Annotated in this window: 25 protein-coding genes and 1 tRNA gene; 10 read left to right on the top strand and 16 right to left on the bottom strand. The window is 68.2% G+C overall.

Annotated features, from left to right (window positions below):
- The first annotated feature begins 21 nt into the window (after nucleotides 1-21).
- From EHF44_RS05710 to EHF44_RS05690, 5 genes are all read left to right on the top strand, one after another.
- A complete protein-coding gene (locus tag EHF44_RS05710; protein WP_124682860.1) occupies nucleotides 22-1,536 on the top strand; it encodes a tripartite tricarboxylate transporter permease in 1,515 nt (504 codons plus the stop codon).
- Between the two features lie 122 nt (nucleotides 1,537-1,658).
- Nucleotides 1,659-2,075, top strand: a complete 417-nt coding sequence (locus EHF44_RS05705; RefSeq protein ID WP_124682859.1) for a PaaI family thioesterase — start codon at nucleotides 1,659-1,661, stop codon at nucleotides 2,073-2,075.
- 8 nt (nucleotides 2,076-2,083) lie between these two features.
- Nucleotides 2,084-2,977 (top strand): patatin-like phospholipase family protein, encoded by an 894-nt coding sequence (locus EHF44_RS05700; RefSeq protein ID WP_124682858.1) that lies wholly within the window; start codon nucleotides 2,084-2,086, stop codon nucleotides 2,975-2,977.
- 92 nt (nucleotides 2,978-3,069) lie between these two features.
- Entirely contained in the window at nucleotides 3,070-4,551 is a 1,482-nt protein-coding gene (locus EHF44_RS05695; RefSeq protein WP_124682857.1) for a dihydrolipoyl dehydrogenase family protein, read from the top strand.
- 123 nt (nucleotides 4,552-4,674) lie between these two features.
- Complete coding sequence (locus tag EHF44_RS05690; RefSeq protein ID WP_124682856.1) at nucleotides 4,675-5,898, top strand: hypothetical protein; 1,224 nt, start codon at nucleotides 4,675-4,677, stop codon at nucleotides 5,896-5,898.
- A 44-nt stretch (nucleotides 5,899-5,942) separates the two neighbouring features.
- On the opposite strand, the gene EHF44_RS05685 is transcribed toward EHF44_RS05690, so the two are convergent.
- The 10 genes from EHF44_RS05685 to def all read right to left on the bottom strand — a co-directional run bounded on the left by EHF44_RS05685 (nucleotide 5,943) and on the right by def (nucleotide 15,288).
- Nucleotides 5,943-6,281 (bottom strand): helix-turn-helix domain-containing protein, encoded by a 339-nt coding sequence (locus EHF44_RS05685; RefSeq protein WP_124682855.1) that lies wholly within the window; start codon nucleotides 6,279-6,281, stop codon nucleotides 5,943-5,945.
- Nucleotides 6,282-6,339: 58 nt separating this feature from the next.
- Nucleotides 6,340-6,597 carry a type II toxin-antitoxin system RelE family toxin gene (locus tag EHF44_RS05680; protein WP_367613704.1) on the bottom strand — a complete coding sequence of 86 codons (258 nt, stop codon included), beginning with the start codon at nucleotides 6,595-6,597 and terminating at the stop codon, nucleotides 6,340-6,342.
- Between the two features lie 330 nt (nucleotides 6,598-6,927).
- A tRNA-Phe gene (locus EHF44_RS05675) sits at nucleotides 6,928-7,003 on the bottom strand.
- Nucleotides 7,004-7,061: 58 nt separating this feature from the next.
- Nucleotides 7,062-7,778, bottom strand: a complete 717-nt coding sequence (locus EHF44_RS05670; protein ID WP_124682853.1) for a response regulator — start codon at nucleotides 7,776-7,778, stop codon at nucleotides 7,062-7,064.
- A 57-nt stretch (nucleotides 7,779-7,835) separates the two neighbouring features.
- The gene (locus EHF44_RS05665) at nucleotides 7,836-10,298 is read right to left on the bottom strand and encodes a sensor histidine kinase (protein WP_124682852.1); all 2,463 of its coding nucleotides are present in this window, start codon (nucleotides 10,296-10,298) and stop codon (nucleotides 7,836-7,838) included.
- Entirely contained in the window at nucleotides 10,295-11,131 is an 837-nt protein-coding gene (locus EHF44_RS05660; RefSeq protein ID WP_124682851.1) for a DUF4390 domain-containing protein, read from the bottom strand. The genes EHF44_RS05665 and EHF44_RS05660 overlap by 4 nt, the downstream gene beginning before the upstream one ends.
- 12 nt (nucleotides 11,132-11,143) lie before the next feature.
- Nucleotides 11,144-12,517 carry a 16S rRNA (cytosine(967)-C(5))-methyltransferase RsmB gene (rsmB, locus tag EHF44_RS05655; protein WP_124682850.1) on the bottom strand — a complete coding sequence of 458 codons (1,374 nt, stop codon included), beginning with the start codon at nucleotides 12,515-12,517 and terminating at the stop codon, nucleotides 11,144-11,146.
- A 102-nt stretch (nucleotides 12,518-12,619) separates the two neighbouring features.
- The gene (gene htpX, locus EHF44_RS05650; protein WP_124682849.1) at nucleotides 12,620-13,480 is read right to left on the bottom strand and encodes a zinc metalloprotease HtpX; all 861 of its coding nucleotides are present in this window, start codon (nucleotides 13,478-13,480) and stop codon (nucleotides 12,620-12,622) included.
- 180 nt (nucleotides 13,481-13,660) lie between these two features.
- The gene (gene fmt / locus EHF44_RS05645; protein WP_124682848.1) at nucleotides 13,661-14,665 is read right to left on the bottom strand and encodes a methionyl-tRNA formyltransferase; all 1,005 of its coding nucleotides are present in this window, start codon (nucleotides 14,663-14,665) and stop codon (nucleotides 13,661-13,663) included.
- A gap of 116 nt (nucleotides 14,666-14,781) precedes the next feature.
- Nucleotides 14,782-15,288, bottom strand: coding sequence for a peptide deformylase (gene def / locus EHF44_RS05640; RefSeq protein ID WP_124682847.1), 507 nt, complete (start codon nucleotides 15,286-15,288; stop codon nucleotides 14,782-14,784).
- Nucleotides 15,289-15,452: 164 nt separating this feature from the next.
- On the opposite strand from def, the gene EHF44_RS05635 reads away from it, so the two are divergent.
- The 4 genes from EHF44_RS05635 to EHF44_RS05620 all read left to right on the top strand — a co-directional run bounded on the left by EHF44_RS05635 (nucleotide 15,453) and on the right by EHF44_RS05620 (nucleotide 21,099).
- Nucleotides 15,453-16,631: a LysM peptidoglycan-binding domain-containing protein gene (locus EHF44_RS05635; RefSeq protein WP_124682846.1), complete on the top strand. Its 1,179-nt coding sequence runs from the start codon at nucleotides 15,453-15,455 to the stop codon at nucleotides 16,629-16,631.
- A gap of 39 nt (nucleotides 16,632-16,670) precedes the next feature.
- On the top strand, nucleotides 16,671-17,804 hold the full coding sequence (dprA, locus tag EHF44_RS05630) for a DNA-processing protein DprA (protein ID WP_124682845.1): 1,134 nt from the start codon (nucleotides 16,671-16,673) through the stop codon (nucleotides 17,802-17,804).
- A gap of 36 nt (nucleotides 17,805-17,840) precedes the next feature.
- The gene (locus tag EHF44_RS05625; RefSeq protein ID WP_124682844.1) at nucleotides 17,841-18,248 is read left to right on the top strand and encodes a thioredoxin family protein; all 408 of its coding nucleotides are present in this window, start codon (nucleotides 17,841-17,843) and stop codon (nucleotides 18,246-18,248) included.
- A 160-nt stretch (nucleotides 18,249-18,408) separates the two neighbouring features.
- The gene (locus tag EHF44_RS05620) at nucleotides 18,409-21,099 is read left to right on the top strand and encodes a DNA topoisomerase III (RefSeq protein ID WP_124682843.1); all 2,691 of its coding nucleotides are present in this window, start codon (nucleotides 18,409-18,411) and stop codon (nucleotides 21,097-21,099) included.
- Nucleotides 21,100-21,157: 58 nt separating this feature from the next.
- Here the strand turns inward: EHF44_RS05620 and EHF44_RS05615 are convergent, their stop codons facing one another.
- The gene (locus tag EHF44_RS05615; RefSeq protein ID WP_124682842.1) at nucleotides 21,158-22,081 is read right to left on the bottom strand and encodes a LysR family transcriptional regulator; all 924 of its coding nucleotides are present in this window, start codon (nucleotides 22,079-22,081) and stop codon (nucleotides 21,158-21,160) included.
- Nucleotides 22,082-22,269: 188 nt separating this feature from the next.
- Between EHF44_RS05615 and EHF44_RS05610 the strand changes: the two genes are divergently transcribed.
- Nucleotides 22,270-22,518 (top strand): hypothetical protein, encoded by a 249-nt coding sequence (locus tag EHF44_RS05610; RefSeq protein WP_124682841.1) that lies wholly within the window; start codon nucleotides 22,270-22,272, stop codon nucleotides 22,516-22,518.
- 65 nt (nucleotides 22,519-22,583) lie between these two features.
- On the opposite strand, the gene EHF44_RS05605 is transcribed toward EHF44_RS05610, so the two are convergent.
- From EHF44_RS05605 to EHF44_RS05585, 5 genes are all read right to left on the bottom strand, one after another.
- Nucleotides 22,584-22,970 (bottom strand): type II toxin-antitoxin system VapC family toxin, encoded by a 387-nt coding sequence (locus EHF44_RS05605; RefSeq protein ID WP_124682840.1) that lies wholly within the window; start codon nucleotides 22,968-22,970, stop codon nucleotides 22,584-22,586.
- A complete protein-coding gene (locus EHF44_RS05600) occupies nucleotides 22,967-23,227 on the bottom strand; it encodes a type II toxin-antitoxin system Phd/YefM family antitoxin (RefSeq protein WP_124682839.1) in 261 nt (86 codons plus the stop codon). Before EHF44_RS05600 ends, EHF44_RS05605 begins: the two co-directional genes overlap by 4 nt.
- A 113-nt stretch (nucleotides 23,228-23,340) precedes the next feature.
- On the bottom strand, nucleotides 23,341-23,778 hold the full coding sequence (locus EHF44_RS05595; RefSeq protein WP_124682838.1) for a hypothetical protein: 438 nt from the start codon (nucleotides 23,776-23,778) through the stop codon (nucleotides 23,341-23,343).
- 255 nt (nucleotides 23,779-24,033) lie between these two features.
- Nucleotides 24,034-24,228 carry a YbdD/YjiX family protein gene (locus EHF44_RS05590; RefSeq protein WP_092138396.1) on the bottom strand — a complete coding sequence of 65 codons (195 nt, stop codon included), beginning with the start codon at nucleotides 24,226-24,228 and terminating at the stop codon, nucleotides 24,034-24,036.
- 18 nt (nucleotides 24,229-24,246) lie between these two features.
- Nucleotides 24,247-26,322 (bottom strand): carbon starvation CstA family protein, encoded by a 2,076-nt coding sequence (locus EHF44_RS05585; RefSeq protein ID WP_124682837.1) that lies wholly within the window; start codon nucleotides 26,320-26,322, stop codon nucleotides 24,247-24,249.
- Nucleotides 26,323-26,357: the final 35 nt, after the last annotated feature.

Below are 26,357 nucleotides of genomic sequence, written 5' to 3'. Positions count from 1 at the left end.
CAACTACGGGAGGACCCTGACATGGATACCCTGAACCAGCTCATGCACGGCTTTGCCGTGGCCATCACGCCGATCAACCTGATGTGGGCGCTGGTCGGCTGCTTCCTGGGCACCGCCATCGGCGTGCTGCCCGGCATCGGCCCGGCGCTGACTGTGGCCATGCTGCTGCCGCTCACGGCCAAGGTGGAACCCACCGCCGCGCTGATCATGTTCGCCGGCATCTACTACGGCGCCATGTACGGCGGCTCGACCACGTCGATCCTGATGAACACGCCGGGCGAGTCGTCGACCATGGTCACGGCGATGGAAGGCAACCTGATGGCCAAGAACGGCCGCGCCGGCCCGGCGCTGGCCACGGCCGCCATCGGGTCGTTCGTGGCCGGCACGATCGCCACGGTGCTGCTGTCGATGTTCGCGCCGGTGGCGGCCGACGTGGCGCTGCAGTTCGGTCCGGGCGAGTACTTCATGATCATGCTGCTGGCGTTCACGACGGTATCGGCCGTGCTGGGCTCGTCGCTGCTGCGCGGCATGACCAGCCTGTTCCTGGGCCTGGGTATCGGGCTGATCGGCATGGACTCGCTGTCGGGCCAGACGCGCTATTCGATGAACATCCAGGAGCTGTACGACGGCGTGGACATCGTGGTGGTGGCCGTGGGCCTGTTCGCGGTGGGCGAGGCGCTGTTCAACGCGTTCTTCCCGCAGCCGGACGGCACGTTCAACCGGCTCAGTTCGGTGCACATGAACAAGTCCGACTGGAAGCGGTCGATCCCGGCGTGGATCCGCGGCACGTTCATCGGCTTTCCGTTCGGGCTGATCCCGGCCGGCGGCGCGGAGATCCCGACCTTCCTGTCCTATGCGGCCGAGAAGAAGCTGTCCGACCACAAGGACGAATTCGGCAAGGTCGGCGCCATCGAGGGCGTGGCTGGGCCGGAGGCGGCCAACAACGCGGCGGTGACCGCCACGCTGGCGCCGCTGCTGACGCTGGGCATCCCGACGTCGAACACCACGGCCATCCTGCTGGCGGCGTTCCAGAACTACAACCTGCAGCCGGGGCCGATGCTGTTCCAGACCTCGGGCGACCTGGTCTGGGGCCTGCTGGCGTCGCTGTACATCGGCAACGTGATGCTGCTGGTGCTGAACCTGCCGGCCATCGGCCTGTGGGTGCGCATGCTGCGCGTGCCGACGCCGCTGCTGTACGGCGGCATCCTGATCTTCGCGGGGCTGGGCGCGTACGGCATCCGCCAGTCGTGGTTCGACCTGCTGCTGCTGTTCGTGATCGGCCTGCTGGGCATGGCGATGCGCCGGTTCGACTTTCCCACCGCGCCGGTCATCGTCGGCCTGATCCTGGGGCCGATTGCCGAGAAGCAGCTTCGCAACGCGCTGTCCATTGGCCAGGGCGACTGGAGCCTGTTCGTCAAGCAGCCGATCTCGGCCACCATCCTGGCGATGACCGTCGGCGTGGTCGTGATCCCGCGCCTGCTGCGCTGGCACGCCGGTCGCACGGCCGCGCGCGCCGCGGCCGACAACGCGGCGTAGGCCGCCGCCGGCTGATCCCGTCGGGCGCCCTCCCCGGCCGCATGGCCGCCCGGAGGGCGCGGGCGCGTCCGGCCCCTGTATCATTGGCGCAAACCATATCCGCGCGCCGAGGAGACCGGGACGTGCCTGCCAACACCTTCACCCTTGCCGACATCGACGCCACGCTCGACCGCGTGCTGGCCCCGTGGGTGCGCCAGCTTGGCCTGCGCGCCGAAGCCGTGGACGCGCAGGGCGTGACGCTGCGCCTGCCGTTCCAGGAATCGTTCCGCCACGCCGGCGGCGTGGTGTGCGGCCAGGTGCTGATGTCGGCGGCCGATACGGCGATGATCGTCGCCATTTCCGCCGCGCTCGGCGCGTTCCGGCCGATGACCACGGTCAGCCTGACCACCAACTTCATGCGTCCCGTGATCGACGGCGACGTGCAGGTGCGGGCCAACGTGCTGCGCCTGGGCAAGACGGTCGTGTTCGGCGAGATCGAACTGACCGGCCAGGACGGCAAGCTCGCCGTGCAGGCCACCACCACCTACGCGCTGCTTTGAATCCCGCGATGTCCACGTCCGCGCACCAGCCCTTCGACCAGATCGTCTTTGCCGGCGGCGGCAACCGCTGCTGGTGGCAGGCCGGATGGTGGGACACGGTGGCGCCGGAACTGGGCCTGCGGCCGCGCGTGATCGCCGGCATCTCGGCCGGGGCCGCCACGGCCTGCATGGTCTATGCGCACGATTCGCACCAGACCATGGCCTACTACCGCGACGTGCTGGCCAACAACGCGCGTAACGCGTACTGGGGCAACCTGCTGCGGCGCGAGCGCGTGTTCCCGCACTACGGCATCTATCGCAACGCGCTGCTGTCGCTGTTCGGCGACAACCGGCTGCAGCGGCTGCAGCAGGCGCCCGAGATCCGCATCGGCGTGGCGCATATCCCGCGCTGGACCGGCCCGCGCCTGGCCGTGGCGGCCGGGCTGCTGGCGTACAACATCGACAAGCACCTGCTCAAGACGCTGCATCCGCGGCTGGGCCGCAAGCTGGGATTCCACCCCGAATTCGTGCTGGCGCAGGATTGCCGCTCGCCCGAGGCGCTGGCGGACCTGCTGCTGCAGTCGGCATCGACGCCGCCGTTCACGCCGGTGCTGCGCCGTAACGGCCGCGCGGTGCTGGACGGCGGGCTGGTCGACAACGTACCCGTCGATGCGCTCGACGCCGCGCCGGGCAACGTGCTGGTGCTGGTGACGCGGCTCTATCCGCGCCCGCGCCGCTTCGTCATCGAAACCGGCGGCCAGCGGCGGCTGTACCTGCAGCCGTCGCAGCGCGTGCCGATTTCGAGCTGGGACTACACGCGGCCCGAAGCCATGACACACGCTTACGAGCTGGGCCGGCGCGACGCGGCGACGTTCCTGCGCGAGTGGCCCGACATCCAGAAGGAACTGCTGCCGGCGACATAGCGGGAACGCGCCCCCGGTGGCGCCGGTCGATTGGTTGGCAAGCGGCGGTATCGTCCTTTCGCGCGATACGCCGGACAGGCAAGGAGGATTGAATGGCAAGACGTCAGGCATCAACCGAAACCCCAACCCCGGCACCGGCCACCAAGCCGCGCCGCCGTGCCAGCGAGGCCAGCGCCGAACCGGTGGTGGAGCGCGTGCCGCGCCGGCGCGACGCGAAACCGAAGGCCCGCCAGGCAGACCTCGTGGTCATCGGCGCCGGCTCGGGCGGCGTGGCCGCCGCGCGGCGCGCCGCATCGCTCGGCGCGCGCGTGATCCTGGTGGAACGCGACGCCATCGGCGGCACCTGCGTCAACCGCGGCTGCGTGCCGAAGAAGATGCTGTCGTACGGCGCCGGGTGGGCGTCGATCCTGTCCACATGCCTGTCGCACACGGGCGGCAAGGAAGACTGGCGCGACGCCATCGTGCGCGTGAACGCCGAGGTGGCGCGGCTCAATGCCTCGTACAAGCAGCGGCTCAACGAGGCCGGCGTCGAGATCTGGCACGGCGCGGCCACGTTCAACGACCAGGGCGACGTGCTGGTCGGCAACGAGGTGGTGCGCGCCGGCAAGGTGCTGATCGCCACGGGCGCCAGCCCCATCGACTTGCCCGTGCCGGGCGGCGAGCTGGTCAGCTCGTCGGACGACCTGTTCACGTGGCAGACGGTGCCGGCATCGATCGTGGTGATCGGCGGCGGGTATATCGCGGTGGAAATGGCGTCGATTCTGTCGCGCTATGGCGTCAAGGTGGACCTGCTGGTGCGCGAGGACAGGCTGCTGCCGAAGTTCGACCACGACATCGCCGCCGCGCTGGCCGAGGCGCTGGTCGCCAAGGGTATCCGCGTCCACTTTCGCGCGGAGGTGTCGATGGTGTCGCAGTCCAACGGTGCCTTCGAGGTGTGCTACACGCAGGCCGACAACCCCGGCCGCCAGCAGACGGTGCGCGCGCAGGCGGCGCTGGCGGCCATCGGGCGCAAGCCGAACGTGTCGGAGCTGGGGCTGGAAGCGCTCGGCGTGAAGCTCGACCGCAAGGGTGGCATCGTCGTCGACCGGCAGTTCCGCAGCAGCGTGCGCGCCATCCACGCCATCGGCGACTGCATGGCCGACAACGTGCACCTGACGCCGGTGGCCGTGGCGCAGGGCCGGTGGCTTGCCGACCGGCTGTACGGCAAGCGCGGCGACCGTGTCGACTTCGATTTCGTGCCGACGGCCGTGTTCTGCGAGCCGGCCATCGGCGCCGTGGGGCTGACCGAGGCGCAGGCCATCGAGGAAGCCGGCGGCAAGGCCGACCGCGTGCGTACGGAGATCCGGCGCTTCGTGTCGCTGGAAAACCGCTTCGGCGGCGTGCCGCAGCCGTCGGTGTTCAAGCTCGTGTTCAACGCGCGCAACGACCGCCTGCTCGGCGTGCATCTGATGGACGGCGCGGCACCGGAAATCGTCCAGACCATGGCGCTGGCGCTGCGGCTGGGCGTCAAGGCGTCGCATCTGAAGACGACGATGCCGCTGCATCCGAGCGTGGCCGAGGAACTGTTCGGCTGAGCCTTCGGAGGCCGGAATTCGTCGATTTACGCAAAGCGTGACAGCGCCGTTGCATTGCTAGGCCACGGGACGGGGAGTGCTTAGAGTGGCCGCCAGAAAGCATCCTGGCGTATCCCCTCGACCATGAAACCGTTCCGTCTCGTCGCGGCGCTGCCGCTCGGCATCGCCGTCCTGCAAGGCTGCGGCATCCAGCCCGCCGCCGCTCCCGCACCCACCCCGCGCGCGGCCTCCGCGGCCGTGTTGACCCTGCCCATCGCACGCGGCGAGCGCTGGATCGCCGACGCCACCGACGCCAGCGGCCAGCCGCTGCGCATCCTGCTGGACACCGGCACCACGTTCGCGCTGTTCGATGCCGATGGCCCGGTCGCCACCCGGCCGCTCGCGCAGGCAGACCGCGACCGCCTGCTGGCGCAGGGAGCGATCCTGCGGCCCGTCGATGCGTCGGGACTGGAAGTGGAGACGCCGACCGGATCGACATGGATGCCGCTGGGCCTGGCGCCGGCGCTGCGCATCCAGCACTGGTCCATCCCGGCCGGGCAGCTCGCGATGGTGTCCGACCTCGACGGCTTCAACGCCCGCGCGAACCGGCCCATCGACGGCATCCTGGGCATCGAGGCCATGCGCCAGTTGACGTGGCGTGCCGACCATGTGGAAGGCCGCCTGACCGCATACGCTGACACCCCGCCCGCGCACGACTGGCAGCAGTGCACGTTCCTGACGCTGGAAACGTCGCAGCGCATGCCGGTAATCCCCTACGCGCTGCCGCCGGACCGCGGCGGCTTCCTGGGCATCGACACCGGCTCGAACGGCGAACTGACGATTCCGACTGACGATTTCGACCGCATGGCCGACGCCCGCGAATTCGACGGCCTGGGCTGGACCTGGGGCCACGGCCTGTCCGGCGAGCCTGCGTTCGCACGCGAGGGCCTGCTGGCCGGCATGCAGATCGGCCGCCAGCGGCTGCCGAAGCTGTCCGTGGAACGCCGCGACATCAGCCCCCAGATCGGCCTGGGCGTCCTGGCCCGGATGGACCGCTTCGAGCTCGACTTCCGCCACTACCGCTTCTGCTTCGACATGACCCCCGACGCGCGCGACAGCCAAGTCTCCACGCTCGGCGCGGCCCTGACCCGCACCGACGCCGGCATCCGCGTGCAAGCCCTGACCCCGGAAGGCCGACTCGGTCGCAGTGGCGCACGCGAGGCCGACGTCATCGTCACGATCGACAAGACGGACGTGGCAACGCTGACCAGCGCGCAGATCGAGGCACGGCTGGAAGACCCGAAAACCGCGGAGATCGGCGTGCGGCGGGCGGGGAAGATGGTGGGGGTGGGATTGGTGAGGATGTAGCCGTCAGGGCTGGCTCGATCAAGCGCCAGCCGGGCGGGAATCTGTCACCAGTCGAGCTGCTGGGGCGCGATGCCCAGTGCGGCGGCGATCTTCTCGCGGCTCGACTTGCGCAGCTTGTCGCTGCTTTCCTGCTGGGCGTAGGCGCCCTGCGTGATGCCCAGCTTCGCTGCCACCTGGGCCTGTGTGAAGCCCAGATGTTCGCGCCACGCCTTCACCGGCGTTGCGCCATCGACAGCGCGGCTGACCACTTCGTGCGGCACGTAGTTGGGATCGCGCTGCCGCTCGGCGCGCCGTTCAGCCATGTACTGGGCGTAAGGGACCACCACATACTCCGGCTTGCCGTCCGGGCCGTGGATGATCTGGAAGTTGTTGGGTGCGTTCATGGGATGCCCCTGTTGATATGCGTGGGTGCGGTGGGGCCGGTTTGCTCCGGGCCGTCTGTCAGTAGGTCTGTTCGTTTCGAAGTTTCACTTCCTGTATCGACACGATCCTCACCTTCCCATCGAAATCGAATATCACGCGATAGTTTCCAATCCGCAGCCTGTAGCCGGACGTCTCGCCTTTAAGCTGCTTGACGTTGGCGCAGTCCGGCATGCCCCTCAATGCGTCCACTCCATCGCGTATCGGCCTCTGATGCTGAGGGTCCAGCTTGCGTAACTCCTTGGCAGCCTTCACCGACCAGAGGATCGTGTTTTCCAATGGCTTTTCCATGGAGACCCTATTATACGTTTTTTATTAGTTTTTCAGCACGAATATTAGTTTTGCCGCTTGCGCCAGGCACAGCCGACGTGCAGCGTTCGAACCGTACTACTGGCTGGCAGGTCCGTTCGTTGACACTCGTCAGCAGAGCTGACGGCAGCAGGATTTTTGGCGTGCGAGCGATGAGCCGAAGACTTCGGCTTCGTGCAGCGGGATGGGTCTAGCTGAATGCCAGGAGATGTGGCGTGGATGGTGGCTCTCGGGCGAGAGCACGCGACGGAACTGCGACGCAAAACAAAAACGGACGCCAAAGCGTCCGTTTGCGAATTCTGGTGGCCTGGGACGGAATCGAACCGCCGACACAAGGATTTTCAATCCTCTGCTCTACCGACTGAGCTACCGGGCCAAAGAAGCGAAACTATAACGGGCGGGACCGGACGCGTCAAGCGTTTTCTGAGCGGCGCTTACTGCTCGGTTGGCTCGGGCTTGTTGCGGCCCAGTTCCACGCCAAGCTGCTTGAGCTTGCGGTAGAGGTGCGTGCGCTCCAGGCCCGTTTTCTCGGCCACGCGCGTCATGCTGCCGTGTTCGCGCACCAGGTGGTATTCGAAGTAGGCCCGTTCGAACAGGTCGCGTGCTTCGCGCAGCGGCATGTCGAACGAGAACTGCATCTCGCCCTCGGGCACGCCGCGCGACGGGTTGCCGTTGGTGGCGGTCTCGGCGGGCGTCTCGGCCGGCGCGGCGACGGTGCCGGGCGCTTCGGGCGTGCCGGACGGCGTCATCGGGGCGGCGGCCACGGGGGCGGTGCGCGGGCGCTCGACGCCGCGGGCCAGCCCGGCTTCCACGGCCGACAGCAGCTTCTGCAGCGCGATGGGCTTTTCCAGGAAGTTCAGCGCGCCGATCTTGGTCGCTTCCACGGCGGTATCGATCGTGGCGTGGCCGGACATCATGATCACCGGCATCGTCAGATAGCCTTGCGCCGACCACTCCTTGAGCAGCGTGACGCCGTCGGTATCCGGCATCCAGATATCGAGCAGCACCAGGTCGGGTGTGGCCTGCGCGCGGAATTCGCGCGCCTTCTGGGCGTTTTCCGCCAGCTCGACCACATGTCCTTCGTCACTGAGGATCTCCGAGAGCAGTTCCCGGATTCCCATTTCGTCATCGACTACGAGGATCGTTGCCATACTTCCCCTCTTAACCCCACCGCAGCGCAGACCGGAGGCGCCGGTGCGCTAGATTGACTAAGCCAGCTTAACGAACAGGATCGAGATCTGGGCACCCGTGATCTCGCTACCGTTCATGCGATTGCGCAGTTCGATGCGCGCGCCATGTTCGTCAATGATCTTCTTCACCATCGCCAGCCCGAGACCCGTACCCTTGGCTTTCGTGGTCACATACGGTTCGAACGCTCGACTCAGGATGCGCGGTGCGAATCCGGGACCATTGTCCGTAATGGACAACTTGACGGCTTGCCGGTCTTCGCCGGCGGAATCTTTGTATTCTACAGTCTCGGTGTGCAGAGTGATATGGGGCGCCGCCCTACCGGCCGCGACGTTGTCCGCCGCCGCATCCTGCGCATTCTGCAGCAGGTTGTGGATGACCTGGCGCAGTTGCGTGGGATCGCCCTTGATTTCAGGCAGGCTGGGGCCCAGCGCCGCATGAATCACCGGGTGCTCGTGCACGGCCGGATCGTCGATGCCGTACAGGTGCAGCACCTCCGCCACCAGGCCGTTCAGCGCCAGCGACTGCATCACCGCCGGCGGCGTCCGCGCATAGTCGCGGAAGTCGTCCACCATGCGTTTCATCGCCGCTACCTGGTTAACGATCGTGGTGGCCCCGCGCTTGAGCACTTCCGCGTCGGACTGTTCCAGCTTGGGCGACAGCTTCATCTGCAGGCGCTCGGCCGATAGCTGGATCGGCGTCAGCGGATTCTTGATCTCGTGGGCCAGCCGCCGCGCCACCTCGCCCCACGCCACCGAGCGCTGGGCCGAGATCACGTCTGAAATATCGTCGAACACCACCACGTAGCCCGGTTCGTCGCGGCTGCCGCCCGGCAGGTGGGCGCCGCGCACCAGCAGCGTGAGCGGCTGTTCCTCGTCGCCCTGGGGCAGTTCGATCTGCTTCTGCCAGTGCTGCGCGCCGCCCAGCACCTCGCGCGTGGTCTGCTCGGAAAACGCCTGCCGCACGATATCGGCGAAGTCGCCCATGCCCGGAATCTGCTCCACCGGCTGGCCCAGCACGCCGCCCAGCGGCTGGCGGAAGATGCGCTCGGCGCCGGGGTTGGCCGTGATCAGCGTGAAGCGGCGGTCGAAGACCAGCACGCCGGCGGTCAGATTCTGCAGCACGCTTTCCAGGTATGCCTTCGACTGCTCCAGCGCCACGCGGTTGTCTTCCACCGCCATGCGGGCCTCGGCAAGCTGGCGCGTCATCTGGTTGAACTGCTGCGTCAACTGGCCCAGCTCGTCGCGGCTTTTCAGTTCGCGTTTGGGCGACAGGTCGCCCTCGGCCACCTCCTTCGTCCCCTGCAGCAGCATCAGCAGCGGCCGCGCAAGCTGGCCGCCCAGCAGCAGCGCCAGCATCACGGCGATGAACACGGCCAGGAACAGCGTCAGCGTCAGCGTGCCGATGTACATCTTGCGCAGGCCCGTGCGGCCCAGCGCCTTTTCCTGGTATTCCTGGTACGCGCGCTGAACTTCGTCGGCATTGCGCGCCAGCACGGCCGGCACCGGGTGCACCACCTGCAGGTAGCGTTCCTCGCGCACGGTGTCGCCGACCAGGCCGAAGCCGGTGGCGGGCGCGTCTTCCGGGCGGCGTTCGATCGACAGGCCCGAGCCGGCCCAGCGGCTGCCCGGCGGCACCAGCCGGCTGCGGGCGCGCGCGGCGGCCGCGGCGGCGTTGGCGCTGGCCTGCTCGGCATCGTCGGGCGTGGCGGCCGGCGCCGGGCCCAGCGGGATGATCACGCGGATGCGGTACAGGTGGCTGCTGTCGACGTTGACCGGCGGCTTGTCGCCGCCCGTGGGGTCGGTGCCGCCTTCCACGGCCGCATAGCCACCGGCCATGCGGGCCTGCTCGGCCAGCACGCCCGAGGGGATGTCCGGCACCAGCGCGGCGTAGCTGCTGGACGCGGTGGCCAGCACGCGGCCGCTGCCGGTGAAGATCGCCGCTTCCTGGATGCCGTACTGCTCGCGCAGCCGGTTGAGCTGCAGCGAACTGGCCATGCTCGACGCGCCGGTAAGCTGGTCCGCCATCAGCCGCGCCTTGCCCTGCAGGTCGGCAAGCTGGCTGTCGATGGTGGAGCGGCCCAGGTTCAGGCCCGCCTCCAGCGCGTTCTCCACGCGCACGTCGAACCACGATTCGATGCTGCGCGACACGAACTGCAGCGACACCAGGTAGATCAGCACGCCCGGCAGAACGCCCACCACGCCAAAGAACACGGCCAGCTTGCTCATCAGCCGCGTGCCGAACTTGCCGCGCCGGTAGCGGATCCACAGCGTCAGCGCCAGCGCGCCCACCGTCAGCACCAGCAGCGCGCCAACGACCAGGTTGACCTTGAAGAGCAGCGTGAAATAGCGGTCGAAGAACTCGGTATTGGCCGATGCCCCGGCCAGCAGCCCCACCAGCACCAGCGCCAGGAAGACGATGATCGCCACCACCACGCGATACAGCACGCGGCGGAACTTGCTATCCCATGGATTGCGGTTCATGGCTGGCTGGCCGGCTGGACCAGTTGGTTGGGCGACAGCACGTTCGACACGGTCTGCGCGAACGGCGTGCGCACCTCGGCCGACGGGGCCGACGCGGGCGCGGGCGCCGATCCCGGCATGGCCGGCGGCGCGGGTGGCGCCACGGGGGGCGCGGGCGGCGGCGGGGGTGGCGGCGCGTCGAGATTCGTCGGCACCGTGTAGTTGAAGCGCTTCCAGTCCGACGACAGGTTCCAGTCGCGCGTATTCACCGCGTTGATCTGGAACGGCTTGGGCAGCTGCGAGAGGTCCAGCCGCATGCGTGTCTCGGCGTGATAAGTCTCGCCCAGCTTGACGTCCCGGCGCTCGAACACGCGCCAGCCGCGCACCTGCTGGATGAACTGCAGCGCGCCCTTCAGGCGGTTGAACGGCAGTTGCAGGCCGCCGGTGGAGACCCGGTACTGCCGCGTCAGCGGCTGGTACGACAGCCGCACGGCGCGCGACGTGTTGACCGGCTTCTCGTCGAACCAGTACCAGCGCGCGCGCGACAACTGGAAGTCGACGACGAAATAGAGCGAGATGCCTTTATGCAGCGCGTCTTCCAGCGCCGGCGGCAGGTCGAAGTCGAACGCCGCGGCAAGCTCGAAGCCGCCGTCCTGGTAGTCGATGCGCGCCTCGGTGGTCTCGATCAGCTGCGCGCTGGCATGGGGCACGTGCACCAGCAGCGCCAGCATCAGCAGCGCCACGGCATACCACGCGCGGCACAGCCCCCACGCGCCGGCCAGCGGTGCTGCCGGCCATCCGCGCACCGCGCGGCCGGGGGCACGTAGGACGAACAGGCGCAGCAGGCTGGGCATGGGTGGATGGGTTCAGGCGCGTTTCTGGAAGCGGGCGTAGTAGAAGCCATCGTGGTCCGATGGCAGGCTTGCCTGGCCGGCAATCCCGCGACCGGCCGTTTCAGGCGCCTCGATGCCGGGCAGCAGTTGCCCCGGCGCCTGCAATCGTATCGCATCTGGAAGCTGCGCACCAAACCAGCGCGCCTGCGCCTCGCCTTCCGTTGGGAAAATAGAACAGGTCACGTAGACCAGGATGCCGCCCGGCTTCAGCAGCGGCCAGAGCTGCGAGACGATGCGCCGCTGCTCGGTCATGAGCCTGGCCACGTCCGATTCGCGCCGCAGCCAGCGGATATCGGGATGGCGCCGCACGATGCCCGACGCGGAGCACGGCACGTCGGCCAGGATGCGGTCGAACGGCTGTCCGTCCCACCAGTCCTTCGGACGGCTCGCATCGCCGACGATCACGTCGGCACGCTGACCCAGCCGCGCCAGGTTGTCGTGGATGCGCGCGGCGCGGTCGGCGTCGCTTTCCACGGCCGTGACGTGGATGTCGGCCAGCTCCAGCAGGTGACCGGTCTTGCCGCCCGGCGCGGCGCAGGCGTCGAGCACGCGCATGCCATCGGCCACCTCGCACAGCGGCGCGGCCAGTTGCGCGCCGGCGTCCTGCACCGACACGTCGCCCTCGGCAAAGCCGGGGATCTGCGTCACCGGGAACGCGCGCACCAGCCGCACGGCCTGGTCGCCCACGGCCACGCCGGCCAGCCCGGCGTTGGCAAGCGCCTGCAGGTAATCGGCCACCGAGATGCGCCGGGTGTTGACGCGCAGCGTCATCGGCGGCCGCGCGTTGACGCGCTCGGCCAGCGCCATCCACTGGTCCGGATAGGCGCCGCGCAGTTGCGCCAGCCACCACGCGGGCAGGTTCCAGCGCGCTTCGTCATCGGCCATGACCTTCGGCATCAGCGACTGGCGCTCGCGCAGGAATCGACGCAGCACCGCGTTGACCAGCCCCCGCGCATGCGCGGTCTTGGGCTCGGACGCCGCCGCGCTGACGGCCTGGTCGACCACGGTGAACGCGGCATAGCCGCCGCGGCCTACCTTGCTGCCGTCGCCGTCCTCGCCCTCGATCAGCAGCGCCAGCGCCACGGCCAGCAGCGAATCGACAAGGGCGCCGGGCGGGCGCGTCACCAGTTCGGTGACCAGCGCGCGCGTGGTGCCGAACAGGCGCACCGAGCGGTAGGCCAGGTCCTGGATCGCGCCGCGCGTGGCGGCGTCGCGCACGCGGTCCAGCCGCAACTGGGTGGCTACGTCTTCGAGGGCCTGCGGCAGGGCCGTGCCTTCGTGCACGCCGCGAACGGCCGCGGCGGCACCGAGCATCTGGAAGGCAAGGGAATCGTGAGGCAGGCGCATGGGAAAAATCTGTCAGGCAACGTCGGGGAATGGCGCGGGCACAAAAATGCCCGCCGGTTCCGGAGGGAACTCAGCGGGCAGTTTACCCGGAGTCGCGGGGCGTCAGGCCGGATACGTGCCGGTCTGGGCCATGTGCATCAGGCGCGCAATGCGTTCCTCGGTGGCCGGGTGGGTCGAGAACAGGTTGGCCACGGCCCCGCCCGACAGCGGGTTCATGATCATCATCTGCGCGGTGGCCGGGTGCGCCTCGGCCGCCTGGAACGGGATGCCCTGCGCGTAGCGGTGGATCTTGTCCAGCGCGGCGGCCAGCGCCTGCGGGTCGCCGCTGATCTCGGCGCCGCCGCGGTCGGCCTCGAACTCGCGCGCCCGCGAGATCGCCATCTGGATCAGCGACGCGGCCAGCGGCGCCAGGATGGCCACGGCGATGCCGGCGATCGGGTTGCTCCGGTTGCCGTTCTCGTCGCGCCCGCCGAAGAACATCGCCATGTTGGCCAGGGCCGAGATGGCGCCGGCCATGGTGGCGGCGATGGTCGACGTCAGGATGTCGCGGTGCTTCACGTGCGCCAGTTCGTGCGCCATCACGCCGCGCAATTCGCGGTCGGACAGCACGCGCAGGATGCCGGTCGTGGCGGCCAGCGCCGCGTGCTCGGGGTTGCGGCCCGTGGCAAACGCGTTCGGCGCGTCCTCGTTGATCAGGTACACGCGCGGCATGGGCAGCTGTGCGCGCTGCGCCAGGTCCCGCACCATGTTGTAGAACTGCGGCGCGGTGCTGGCATCCACTTCCTGCGCGTTGTACATGCGCAGGACCATCTTGTCCGAGAACCAGTAAGAAAAGAAGTTCATGCCGAGCGCGATCAGCAGCGCGAACATCATGCCGCTGCGTCCGCCGATCATTCCGCCGATGACGATGAACAGCGCCGTGATGGCGGCCATCAGCATGAAGGTCTTGACCCAGTTGAACATGGCTTGCTCTCCAGAACGATCGTTTCGATCACGCGCGTACCCGCCCCTGCGGGACGCGATGACCGTTAGATAGGGTCCGGGCCGCGGAAATTCAATGTCGGCGGCAGGGTTTTGGCGGCGGGGTGCGCCGGGCGGGCGGGGCGCGGGAAGTGTCTCAGGCGCCGCCCCGGGCCTTGCAGGTCAGCCGGGCGTGCCGGGGACCTGGCAGCGCGTGCCGGGGGGCAGCGGCATGCCCTGCAGGAATTGCTGGGCCGGCTGGCGGCGGCCGCCCGGCTTCTGGAGTTCGGTCACCTGCAATGCGCTGCCCCCGCCGCACGCGATGATCACGCCGGCGGCGTCGGCCGCCAGCACGGTGCCCGGCGGATGCGGCAGGCTCGTCGCGGCGGCCAGCGGCAGCGCCTGCCAGCACTTGATCAGCGTGTCGCCCACCTGGATCGTCGCGCCCGGGAACGGGTTGAACGCGCGCACCTGGTTGGCCAGCGCGGCGGCCGGACGGGTCAGGTCCAGCGGCGCTTCGTCCTTGGCGATCTTTTCGGCGTAGGTCACGCCCGCCTCGGGCTGCGGTGTGGCGGCCAGCGGCTGGGCGGCGGCCAACTGGCGCAGCGCGTCGACGATCATGCGCCCGCCCAGTTCGGCCAGCGTGTCGTGGAGCGTGCCGGTGCTGTCCAGCGGGCCGATCGGCACCGCCTCGCGCGACAGCATCGCGCCGGTGTCGAGCCCCTCGTCCATCTGCATCAGCGTGATGCCGGTCTCGGCATCGCCGGCCTCGATGGCACGGTGGATCGGCGCCGCGCCGCGCCAGCGCGGCAGCAGCGAGGCGTGGATGTTCAGGCACCCATGGCGCGGCAGATCCAGGACTTCGGCCGGCAGGATCAGGCCGTAGGCGGCCACCACCATCACGTCGGGCGCGATGTCGGCCAGCGTGTCGACGGCGGCGCCGGCTTCCTCGGGGTACTTGCCGTGGCGGCGCAGCGAGCGCGGCTGCAGCAGCGGGCCCAGGCCCTGCTCGATGGCAAACTGCTTGACCGGGCTGGCCTGCAACTGCATGCCCCGCCCGGCGGGGCGGTCCGGCTGGGTCAGGACGGCCACCACCGGAAACCCGGCGGCGTGGATGGCCTCAAGGGCCGCGCGCGCGAATTCGGGGGTGCCGGCAAACGCGACGCGCAGTGGCTGGGCTTGAGTCATGACAGAAATCCGCGTGTGGAAACGACACCGGCCGCATGGCGGCCGGTACGGGATGAAGCGTTGGAAGGTGTAACGATAGCAGACGCCACCGCCGGTGGCCGCCCCCTGTTACATCCTCACATGCGGGCGCGCACGCGCTTCTGGAGCTTGCTCCTGATGCGGTTGAGCTTGAGCGGCGACAGGTATTCGACGAAGACCTTGCCGTCCAGGTGATCGATCTCGTGCTGTATACATACAGCCAGCAGGTCGTCGGCGTCGATCTCGAAGGTCTCGCCCTTCTCGTTCAGCGCGCGCACCTTGACGCGGTCCGGCCGCTCCACGCGGTCATAGACTTCCGGCACCGACAGGCAGCCCTCTTCCCAGACCTTGCGGTTGTCGCTGGCCCAGACCACCTCGGGGTTGATGAAGACCATGAGCTGGTCGCGCGTCTCGGAAATGTCGATGGTGATCACGCGCTCGTGCACGTCCACCTGCGTGGCGGCCAGGCCGATGCCGGGCGCGTCGTACATGGTTTCGGCCATGTCGCGGACGAGCTGGCGGATGCGGTCGTCCACCACCGCCACGGGCTTGGCCACCTTGTGCAGGCGAGGATCGGGGTAGGTGAGGATGTCGAGTTTGGCCATGATGCTCGGGCGCAACGCCGGTTGCGGTCGCCTGCCCGGCCGGCGTTGCGGCGTGCAGGGTTTCCATGCAGAATCGGGGCGCTAGTACAAAAATTCAAGGCGCGCCGCAGCAGGCACGCTCTACCTAGGGTCAATCCGGTCGTTCTCCCGACCGGTTCAGGAAAATGCGCGATCTTACCAAAGAACAGGCGGCGTCGGGCCGCAGGCTGCACGCGTTCACCCTCAGCATGCTATGTGCTGCCGGCATCACTGCCGGCGCCGCGCTGGCCGTCCAGGCCGCGGAGCTTAGCGTCTCCCCGGCGCAGCTGGCCGAGGCCGATGTCACTGCCCAGCAGGGTATCCCCGTTTCCGAACTCGCGCCCAACGCGCCCAGCCAGTACACCGTGCGCTCGGGCGACACGCTGTGGGGCATCTCGGGCCAGTACCTGCGCCAGCCGTGGCGCTGGCCGGCGCTGTGGGGCATGAACCGGCAGCAGGTCCGCAATCCGCACCTGATCTACCCCGGCCAGATCCTGTACCTGATCCAGCGCGATGGCCGCGCGTACCTGTCCACCACCGGGCCGGGCGGCGCCAGCGGCGGCGATGCCCGCCTGTCGCCGCGCGTGCGGGGCGAAGGCCCGGACGGCGACGCCATCCTGAGCATTCCGGCGTCCGACATCGAACCGTTCCTGCGGCGCCCGCTGGTGGTCGACAAGGGCACGATCGACACCTCGGCGCGCATCGTCGCCCTGCCCGACGCCCGCGTTTACATGGGCCGCGGCGACACCGGCTTCGTGCGCGGCATTGCGCCGGCGGACGCGGCGGTCGGCAGCGACTGGCAGGCGTTCACGCCCGCGCAGCCGGTGCGCGACCCGGTCACGCAGGCTGTGATCGGCTATGAGGCGCAGTTCCAGGGCAGCGTGCGCGTGCTGCGCGGCCCCGAGGGCCCCGACGCCGTGTCGACCGTGGAAGCCACGCAGTCGCCGCAGGAAATGGGCGCCGGATCGCTGCTGCTGCCGCAACCGGCCCGCGAACTGGTGCGCTACGTGCCGCACGCGCCGGACACCCCGGTGCAGGCCCATATCGCGGCGGTCTATGGCGGCGTCCAGTACGGCGGCGCCAAGCAGGTAGTGGTGCTGAACATGGGCACCAATGGCGGCCTGGAGCCGGGGCACGTGCTGGCGCTGTCGCGCGTGGGCGGCGTGGTCAAGGATCCGACCGACAACAACCGCACGATCACGCTGCCGGACGACCGCTATGGGCTGGCCTACGTCTATCGCGTCTTCCCGGGCCTGGCCTACGCGCTGGTCACCGATGCCAGCAACGTCATGAAGGTGGGCGACCTGGCCACCACGCCGCAGTAACCGGCTGGCCTGCGCATGGCGCGGGCCACGGTGTGACCGATGAGCGATACGACACGCGACCCGGCCGAAGTGGCTGCCTGGGTGCGCCTGACGGCCACCCCCGGGGTTTCCGCGCAGGCCGGCCGGCGCCTGCTGGCCGCCTTCGGGCTGCCGCAGGCGCTGCTGGCCCTGGGCGCGGCCCGGCTGCGCGAGGCTGCCGAGCCCGCCGTCGCCCGCTTGCTGGCCGCCCCGCCAGACGCCGACGTCTCCGCACGCATTGCCCGCACGATCCAGTGGCTCGCCGAGCCCGGCCACTATCTCGTGACGATGGCCGACGCGGCCTACCCCGCCCGCCTGCTCGACCTGGCCGATCCGCCGCTGGTGCTCTATGTCAATGGTGACGCGGGCTGCCTGGGCCGCCCGTCGCTCGGCATCGTCGGCGCCCGCCATGCGACGGCCCAGGGTGTGCGCAACGCGGGCGCGTTCGCGTCGGCGTTTTCCGAGGCCGGCCTGAGCGTGGTGTCGGGCCTGGCGCTCGGCATCGACGCCGCCGCGCATGCCGCGGCGCTGGCCGGGCCGGGCGGCACCGTGGCCGTGGTCGGCACGGGTGTCGACATCGTCTATCCGGCGCGGCATCACAAGCTGGCGCACCAGATCGTCGATGCGGGCGGCGCCATCGTCAGCGAATTCCCACTCGGCACGCCGGGCCTGCCGAACCACTTTCCGCGCCGCAACCGCATCATCGCGGCGCTGGCGCGCGGGGTGCTGGTGGTGGAGGCGGCCGAGCGCTCGGGGTCGCTGATCACGGCGCGGCTGGCGTCGGAGATCGGGCGCGAGGTCTTTGCGATTCCCGGCTCGATCCACGCCGAGCTATCGCGCGGCTGCCACAAGCTGATCCGGCAAGGCGCCAAGCTGGTGGAGACGGCGGCCGACGTGCTGGAGGAATTCGGCGACCTGCCGCAGGTGCCGCCAACCGCCGCGACCGTGACGCCGGCCCCGGCGCCGCCCGCGCCTGGCCCGGCCACCGCCGGCGACGCTTTCGGCCCGGCGCTCGCCTATGATCCTGTCACGTTCGACGTGTTGTGCGCGCGCGCCGGCATGGCGGCGGAGGCGGCCTCGGCGGCGCTGTTGCAGATGGAACTGGCGGGCGCGGCCGAGCGGCTGCCGGGCAACCGCTTCCGCCGTCTGGCATGATCCGCGGTATTGCCCTTGCCTCACATCCCGACTGCCATGGCCGTTTACTTTCCCGAGCAGGACCCCGCAACCGTGCGCCAGGCGCTGCTGGCCCGCCCCCAGGGGCGGCTGGTGGCCTGCCTGTGCGCGGACTGGTGCGGGACGTGCAAGGAATACCAGCCTGGATTTGCGGCGTTGGCGGCACGTTATCCGGACGACTGTTTCGTCTGGATCGACGTCGAAACCCACTCGGACTATCTGGGCGAGGACATCGACATCGAAAATTTTCCTACTGTATTGATTCAGCCCATCGCGGGCGGGGCGCCGCAGTTCTACGGTACTGTGCTGCCCCACCTGGATGTGCTGGAGCGGATGCTGGCGCGCGGCGCGTCGATGGGCGCCCCGGCGTCGGACGTGCCGGAAGTGCTGCCCTGGCTACTTGGCAAGGTGGGCGGCAACGGTTGAGCGCCGTCAGGCCGGCGGGCGGCGTTTGCTTGCACCGCCGTCGAAACCGCGCTTATTATTGGCGCCTCAAAGCCCAGGCGTGGTGTTTACATAGTTTGCTGTGAATTTCAAGAGGCGCGAACTGCCCTTCCCGGCAGTGGTTGCCACAAGGACCCGTTGAATGTCTAAAGCCCTCATCATCGCGGAAAAGCCTTCGGTCGCCGCCGATATCGCGCGCGCCCTCGGAGGCTTTACCAAGCACGACGAGTATTTCGAGAGCGACGACTACGTGCTGTCCTCGGCCGTTGGCCATCTGGTGGAAATCGCCGCGCCTGACGAATACGAGGTCAAGCGGGGCAAGTGGAGCTTCACCAACCTCCCGGTCATCCCGCCGCACTTCGACCTGCGCCCGATCCCCAAGACCGAGTCGCGCCTGAAGGTGCTGAACCGGCTCATCAAGCGCAAGGATGTCACCGCGCTGATCAACGCCTGCGACGCGGGGCGCGAGGGGGAGCTGATCTTCCGGCTGATCGCCCAGCAGGCGAAGGCCAAGCAGCCGGTGCGCCGGCTGTGGCTGCAGTCGATGACGCCGCAGGCGATCCGCGACGGGTTTGCCGCGCTGCGCGAGGACGAGGACATGCTGCCGCTGGCCGATGCCGCGCGCTGCCGGTCCGAGGCCGACTGGCTGGTCGGCATCAACGGCACCCGCGCCATGACGGCGTTCAACAGCAAGGGCGGCGGCTTCTTCCTGACCACCGTCGGGCGCGTGCAGACGCCGACGCTGTCGATCGTGGTGGAGCGCGAAGAGAAGATCAAGCACTTCGTGCCGCGCGACTACTGGGAAGTGCGCGCCGAGTTCATCGCCGCCGCCGGCCTGTACGAAGGCCGCTGGTACGACCCGAAGTTCAAGAAGAACGAGTTCGACCCCGAGGCGCGCGAGTCGCGGCTCTGGAGCGAGGCCGAGGCCAAGAGCATCGTGGCGGCGTGCCGCGACAAGCCGGGCACGGTCACCGAGGAATCGAAGCCGTCGACGCAGCAGTCGCCGGCCCTGTTCGACCTGACCACGCTGCAGCGCGAGGCCAACTCGCGCTTCGGCTTCTCGGCCAAGAACACGCTGGGCCTGGCACAGGCGCTGTACGAGAAGCACAAGGTGCTCACGTACCCGCGTACCGACGCCCGCGCGCTGCCCGAGGACTACCTGGACACGGTCAAGCAGACCATGGACATGCTGGCCGACAGCTCGCCGAACTACCTGCCCCACGCCAAGAAGATCCTGGCGCAGGGCTGGGTCAAGCCGAACAAGCGGATCTTCGACAACAGCAAGATCAGCGACCACTTCGCCATCATCCCGACGCTGCAGGCGCCGAAGAACCTGTCCGAGCCCGAGCAGAAGCTGTACGACCTGGTCGTGCGCCGCTTCCTGGCCGTGTTCTTCCCGGTGGCCGAGTTCCAGGTGACCACGCGCATCACCGAGGTGGCCGGCCATCACTTCAAGACCGAAGGCAAGGTGCTGGTCAACCCGGGCTGGCTGGTGATCTACGGCCGCGAGGGCCAGGGCAAGGACGACAAGGACGCCAACCTCGTGCCGGTGCAGAAGGACGAGAAGGTCAAGACCGACAAGGTGGAAGCCGTCGGCCTGACCACGCGCCCGCCGGCCCGCTACAACGAAGCCACGCTGCTGTCGGCCATGGAAGGCGCCGGCAAGCTGGTGGACGACGACGCGCTGCGCGAGGCCATGGCCGGCAAGGGCCTGGGCACGCCGGCCACGCGCGCGGCCATCATCGAAGGGCTGCTGACCGAGAAGTACTTGGTGCGCGAGGGCCGCGAGCTGATTCCGACCGCCAAGGCGTTCCAGCTGATGACGCTGCTGCGCGGGCTGGGCGTGCTGGAACTGACGCAGGCCGAGCTGACCGGCGAGTGGGAGCACAAGCTGTCGCAGATCGAGCGCGGGCGGCTGAAGCGCGACGAGTTCATGCGCGAGATCGCGCAGATGACGCAGCAGATCGTCAAGCGCGCCAAGGAATACGACAGCGACACGATCCCCGGCGACTACGCGACGCTGGACACGCCGTGCCCGCAGTGCGGCGGCCAGGTCAAGGAAAACTACCGCCGCTTTGCCTGCACGGCCTGCGACTTCTCGATCAGCAAGATTCCGGGCGGCCGCCAGTTCGAGATCGACGAGGTCGAGGAACTGCTGCTGAAGAAGGAAATTGGTCCGCTCCAGGGCTTCCGCAGCAAGATGGGGCGCCCGTTCGCGGCGATCCTGAAGCTGGCCAAGGACGACGAAGGCCACTGGAAGATGGAGTTCGACTTCGGACAGAACGACGACGAAGACGACGAGCCCGTCGATTTCAGCGAGCAGACGCCGGTTGGCCACTGCCCGAAGTGCAACGGGTCGGTGTACGAGCACGGCATGAAGTACGTCTGCGAGAACGCCGTCGGCAGCGAGAAGACCTGCGACTTCACGACCGGCAAGATCATCCTGCAGCAGGAAATCTCGCGCGAGCAGATCGGCAAGCTGCTGACCGCCGGCAAGACCGACCTGCTGACCGGCTTCAAGTCGTCGCGCACGGGCCGTAACTTCAAGGCGTTCCTGGTCAAGCAGCCCGACGGCAAGATCGGCTTCGAGTTCGAGGCCCGCGAGCCCAAGGCCGGCGCCAAGCCGGGCGCGAAGACGGCGGCCAAGACCGCGGCAAAGACCGCCGCCAAGGGCGATGACGCCGCCGAGGCCGCGCCGGCGAAGGTGGCGGCCAAGAAGGCGCCTGCCAAGAAGGCCCCGGCCAAGAAGGCGGCAACCAAGACGGCCGCCAAGACCGCCGCTGCGAAGAAGTCGCGCACGGCGGCCAAGCAGACGGCGGAAGCGGAAGAGTAATCGCGGGCGGCTGACGTCCGCGGCAGGCAGAACGGCGAGGCGCATGCCTCGCCGTTTTCTATTTGGCGACGGCCTTGGCGACGCTCTCGCCGGCGCGCTGCTTGCCTTCCTCCAGCAGGAAGTCGATGAACGCGCGCACCTTGGTCGGCAGGAACTTGCGGCTCGGGTAGACCACGCTCACGTCGCGGCGCGGCAACTGGTACTGCGGCAGGATGTGCACCAGCCGGCCGGCCTCGATATTGGGCCGCGCCAGATACGACGACAGCATCGCGATGCCCATGTTGGACAGCGCCGCCTGGTGCGCCAGCTCGGCGTTGCTGCACAGCAGGCCGGGCCGGATCGGCACCGTGACCTCGCCTTCGGGGCCGGACAGCGTCCACTCGTGCTCGGCGGTCGGCAGCCGCATCGCGATGGCGCGATGGCTGGACAGGTCATGGGCGGTACGCAGCGGCGGGTGCTCGCGCAGATAGCCGGGCGACGCGCACAGGATGATCTCGGCCGAGATCAGCGGGCGCGCCACAAGATGGGATCCCAGCCCCAGATCGGACAGCATCACGCCGACGTCGCGCCCCTCCTCGACGATATCGACCATGCGGTCGGACAATTGCACGTCGAACACCACGTCGGGATACATCTGGTGGAAGCGTTCCAGCGTCTGCGGCAGCAGGTGCAGCCCGAACATGACCGGCGCCACCAGCCGCAGCGTCCCGGATAGTGATTGGCTCCGGGCCGTGACGATGGATTCGGCTTCCTCCACGTCCTCCAGGATCTGCGCGCAGCGCTGCAGGTAGGTCTCCCCGGCGTCGGTCAGCGACAGGCTGCGCGTGGTGCGGTTCAGCAGCCGGGTGCCGAGGTGGCTCTCCAGATCGGCCACGTAGCGGGTGACCACGGCGTTGGACATTTCAAGTTGCTGCGCCGCACGGGCGAAGCTGCCAAGTTCGACCACCTTGGCGAAGACGCGCATCGATTGCAGCCGATCCATGACATAGTCCCCCGACTAAGCCGTGAACTTTTACACGGCGCGCACAGTTTATTGTTGAAACCACAATCAATCATTGTGGAGGCATGTATTTATTCATATCAGGGGAATGCCTAATATCCAGTCATCAGATGCCGCGCCGCAGCAATACAGGTTTTCCCGGCATCCAAAGCAAAAGTGAAGGATACGCCATGAAGCGCCAACTCGCCCTGATCGCCACCCTGACCCTCACCCTGGCCGCTGCCCCCGCCTTCGCCAAGGCCGGCAAGTTCGACCCGTTCACCGACGGCGCCAAGGCCACGAAATTCGATCCGTACACGGACGGTGCCAAGGCTGGCAAGTTCGACCCGTTCACCGATGGCGCGAAGACCGGCAAGTTCGACAGCTTCACCGACGGCGCCAAGTCGTTCGACGTCTACACCGACGGCGCGGCCATCTAAGCTACACCGGATTCGCAAAAAGCCCGTACCAACCGGTACGGGCTTTTTTGTTTTGGCGGCGAGGGTCAGACCAGCCGCGCGGTCGGCCTGTAAGCCATCATCTTTGCGTCGGCGGTCAGCAAGGTCATGCCTTCGGTCAATGCCTGGGCCACCAGCATCCGGTCGAAGGGGTCCTTGTGGTCGGCATTCATTGCCAGGCCATCCAGCGTCCGCGCATGAGACTTGGCGAGCGCCAGCGACTGATATCCGCAGAGGTCGAACATGGCCGAGGCCTGGGTGGCTGTCAAAGGCAGCTTCCCCAGGCCGGCCTTGATGCCGATTTCCCACAGGCTGACCGTCGATACATGGATCTCGTTTGCGGGATCGTCGATGAGCCGCGCCGCTGCCTGCGACAGCTGGGGCGCAGCCGTGGCAGCCCACAATGCAATGTGCGTATCCAGGAGCAGTCTCAATCCGTGCCTCCCTGGAACATGGCCGCGACTTCGTCGTCACTGGCGTTGATCTGCTCCAGAGACAGGTCCTCCAGCGCGCCCGCGAAGATCGCCCTGCCCCCGCCGATCCGCTGCGAGAACGCGGGCTGCACAGGAACGAGCCTGGCCGCAGGCTTGCCGTTCCGCGCAATGATGACTTCCTGTTCGTTGCCAGTCTCCAGGGCTTCCACAAGCTTGGAAAGCTGGCTCTTGGCATCGTGCATGTTGACGGTAAGCATGGCATCCGCGCTTAGCTAATATACTTAGCTAGTGTAGCCAGATTTCGCCCCGGCCGCCATCAGCCGATTCTCAAAATCAAAACGGGCCCCACAGGGCCCGTTGTCGCTTGTCATCAGTCGTGATGACGATGGCGGCGATGCTTGCTGCGCTTGTAGTAGCGGCGGTCGTCGTCGTACGAATTGCTGCGCGACACGTTGCCGCCCAGCGCCGCGCCTGCCGCGCCGCCCAGGCCCGCGCCCACCAGGCCGCCAGTGCGGCCGCCCATGGCGTTGCCCGCTGCCGTGCCGGCGCCGCCGCCCAGGGCGCCGCCGATGATGGCGCCGGTGCGCTCGCGGCGGTTCGACGTCAGCGCGCCACCCGCGCCGCCGCCCACCGCACCGCCGATCACGGCGCCGGTGCTGCCACCCAGGGCGCCGCCTACCGCGGCACCCGCCACGCCGCCCAGGCCACCGCCCAGTGCGTTGTTCAGGTCACCCCCTGCAAACGCCGGCAGCGTAGCCGCCGAGAGGGCAAGAGCCAGAGTCAGATTGCGAAGAGGTTGGCGAGACATCGTATTTTCCTTATGTGGTGTGTATCTGGAAGCGGAGTGTAGAGAAGCAACCCTGCCCTTGCTGTAACCAGTTGTGAAGCCCTGTAACCCGCTGCAGAAACGGTTTCGAAGCATTAAAAACCGATGCTCCGGCGCAACAGCGCGCAATAGTACGTCACAAAGTCGCAGACGAAAAAAAGCGGCCCGGGGGGGCCGCCTTCGTCAGACTGGTGCGACGGGGCGGGCAACCGCAGGCCGGCGCCCCGCCCCGACAGGTCAGCAGCACTTGCCCTGGCCGCCGCCGTAGCGGGCCTCCTGACGCTCGCGGAAGAATTCCTCGTACGTCATCGGCGCGCGGTCCGGGTGGGTGCTTTCCATGTGGGCCACGTAGGTCTGGTAGTCGGGCAGGCCCACCATCAGCCGCAGCGACTGGCCCAGGTAGCGGCCCATGGTACCGATCTGTTCGAGCATGGCGGTGGCCCTCCGGGGTCAGTGCGATGCGGCCGAAGCCTGCGCCGGCAGCGGTTCGAACGGCGTCTCGCTGTCGGTGCGGCGGGTGGCGCCACGGGCCTGCATCGCGGTCTTGAAGCCGTAGAACACGATCGACAGCACCACGAACATGAACAGCGCGCACAGGCCGGCGTCCAGGTAGTCGTTGAAGACGATGCGGTGCATCTGCTCCATCGACTTGGCCGGCGCCAGCACCTTGCCCTCGGCAATGGCGGCGCTGAACTTCTCGGCGTGCGTCAGGAAGCTGACCTTCGGGTCGGCGCTGAACAGCTTCTGCCAGCCAGCGGTCAGCGTGCAGATCAGCAGCCAGACCGTGGGCACCAGCGTCACCCAGGCGTACTGGCCGCGCTTCATCTTGACCAGCACGCACGTGCCCAGCACCAGCGCCACGGCGGCCAGCATCTGGTTCGAGATGCCGAACAGCGGCCACAGCGTGTTGATGCCACCCAGCGGATCGACCACGCCCTGGTACAGGAAGTAGCCCCAGGCCGCCACGGTCAGGCCGGTGGCGATCAGGTTGGCCGACAGCGACTCGGTCTTCTTCAGCGCCGGCACGAAGCTGCCCAGCAGGTCCTGCAGCATGAAGCGGCCGGCGCGGGTGCCCGCGTCGACGGCGGTCAGGATGAACAGCGCCTCGAACAGGATGGCAAAGTGGTACCAGAACGCCATCATGGCCTGGCCGCCCACCACCTGGTGCAGGATGTGCGCGATGCCCACCGCCAGCGTCGGGGCACCGCCGGCGCGCGAGATGATCGTATTTTCGCCAACATCCTTGGCGGTCTGGATCAGCACGTCAGGCGTGATGACGAAGCCCCAGGTCGACACGGTGGCCGCCACGGCCTCCGGCGTCGTGCCGATCACGGCGGCCGGGCTGTTCATCGCAAAGTAGACGCCCGGCTCGATCACCGACGCGGCCACCAGGGCCATGATGGCGACGAACGACTCGGCCAGCATCGCGCCGTAGCCGATGAAGCGCGCGTGCGTCTCGTTTTCCAGCAGCTTGGGCGTGGTGCCCGACGAGATCAGCGCGTGGAAGCCCGACACCGCGCCGCAGGCGATGGTGATGAACAGGAACGGGAACAGGTTGCCCGACCACACCGGACCGCCGCCGGCCGCGAACTGCGTCAGCGCGGGCATCTTCAGCTCGGGCGCGACGATCAGGATGCCGATGGCCAGCGCGATGATCGTGCCGATCTTGAGGAACGTGGACAGGTAGTCGCGCGGCGCCAGCAGCAGCCACACGGGCAGCACGGCGGCCACGAAGCCGTAGCCGATCAGCATCCAGGTCAGCGCCTTGCCGTCGTACGTGAACAGCGGCGCCAGCGTGGCGCTCTCGTGCACGTACTGGCCGCCGACGATGGCCGCCATCAGCAGCACGAAGCCGATGACCGACACCTCGCCGATGCGGCCAGGGCGGATGTAGCGCGTGTAGATGCCCATGAAGATCGCGATCGGGATTGTCACGGCCACGGTGAACGTGCCCCACGGCGAATCGGCCAGCGCCTTCACCACGATCAGCGCCAGCACCGCCAGGATGATGATCATGATCATGAAGCAGCCGAACAGCGCGATCATGCCGGGCACGGTACCCATCTCGGACTTGACCAGGTCGCCCAGCGAGCGGCCGTCGCGGCGCGTGGAGATGAACAGCACCATGAAGTCCTGCACCGCGCCGGCGAACACCACGCCGGCCAGCAGCCACAGCATGCCGGGCAGGTAGCCCATCTGCGCGGCCAGCACCGGGCCCACCAGCGGCCCCGCGCCGGCAATGGCGGCGAAATGGTGGCCGAACAGCACCGCCTTGTTGGTCGGCACGTAGTCCAGGCCGTCGTTGTGGCGCCACGCGGGCGTCATGCGTTTGGGGTCGAGCTGCATCACCTTGTCGGCGATGAAGCGGCTGTAGTAGCGGTAGGCGATCAGGTAGATGCAGAGCGCGGCAACCACGATCCACAGTGCGCTGACGGCTTCACCGCGCGACAGCGCGACAGTGGCAAAGGCAAATGCGCCGAGCACGGCGACGGCCAGCCACAACAGGTGTTGTCCGATGCGATTCATGTTGAAGGGTCTCCTCAGACCGGCTGAAAGAACCT

Source organism: Cupriavidus pauculus, from assembly GCF_003854935.1.
Classification (GTDB): Bacteria; Pseudomonadota; Gammaproteobacteria; order Burkholderiales; family Burkholderiaceae; genus Cupriavidus; species Cupriavidus pauculus_C.
Note: the sequence above shows the minus strand (reverse complement) of the source record. Positions and strands in the feature narration are given on the sequence as shown.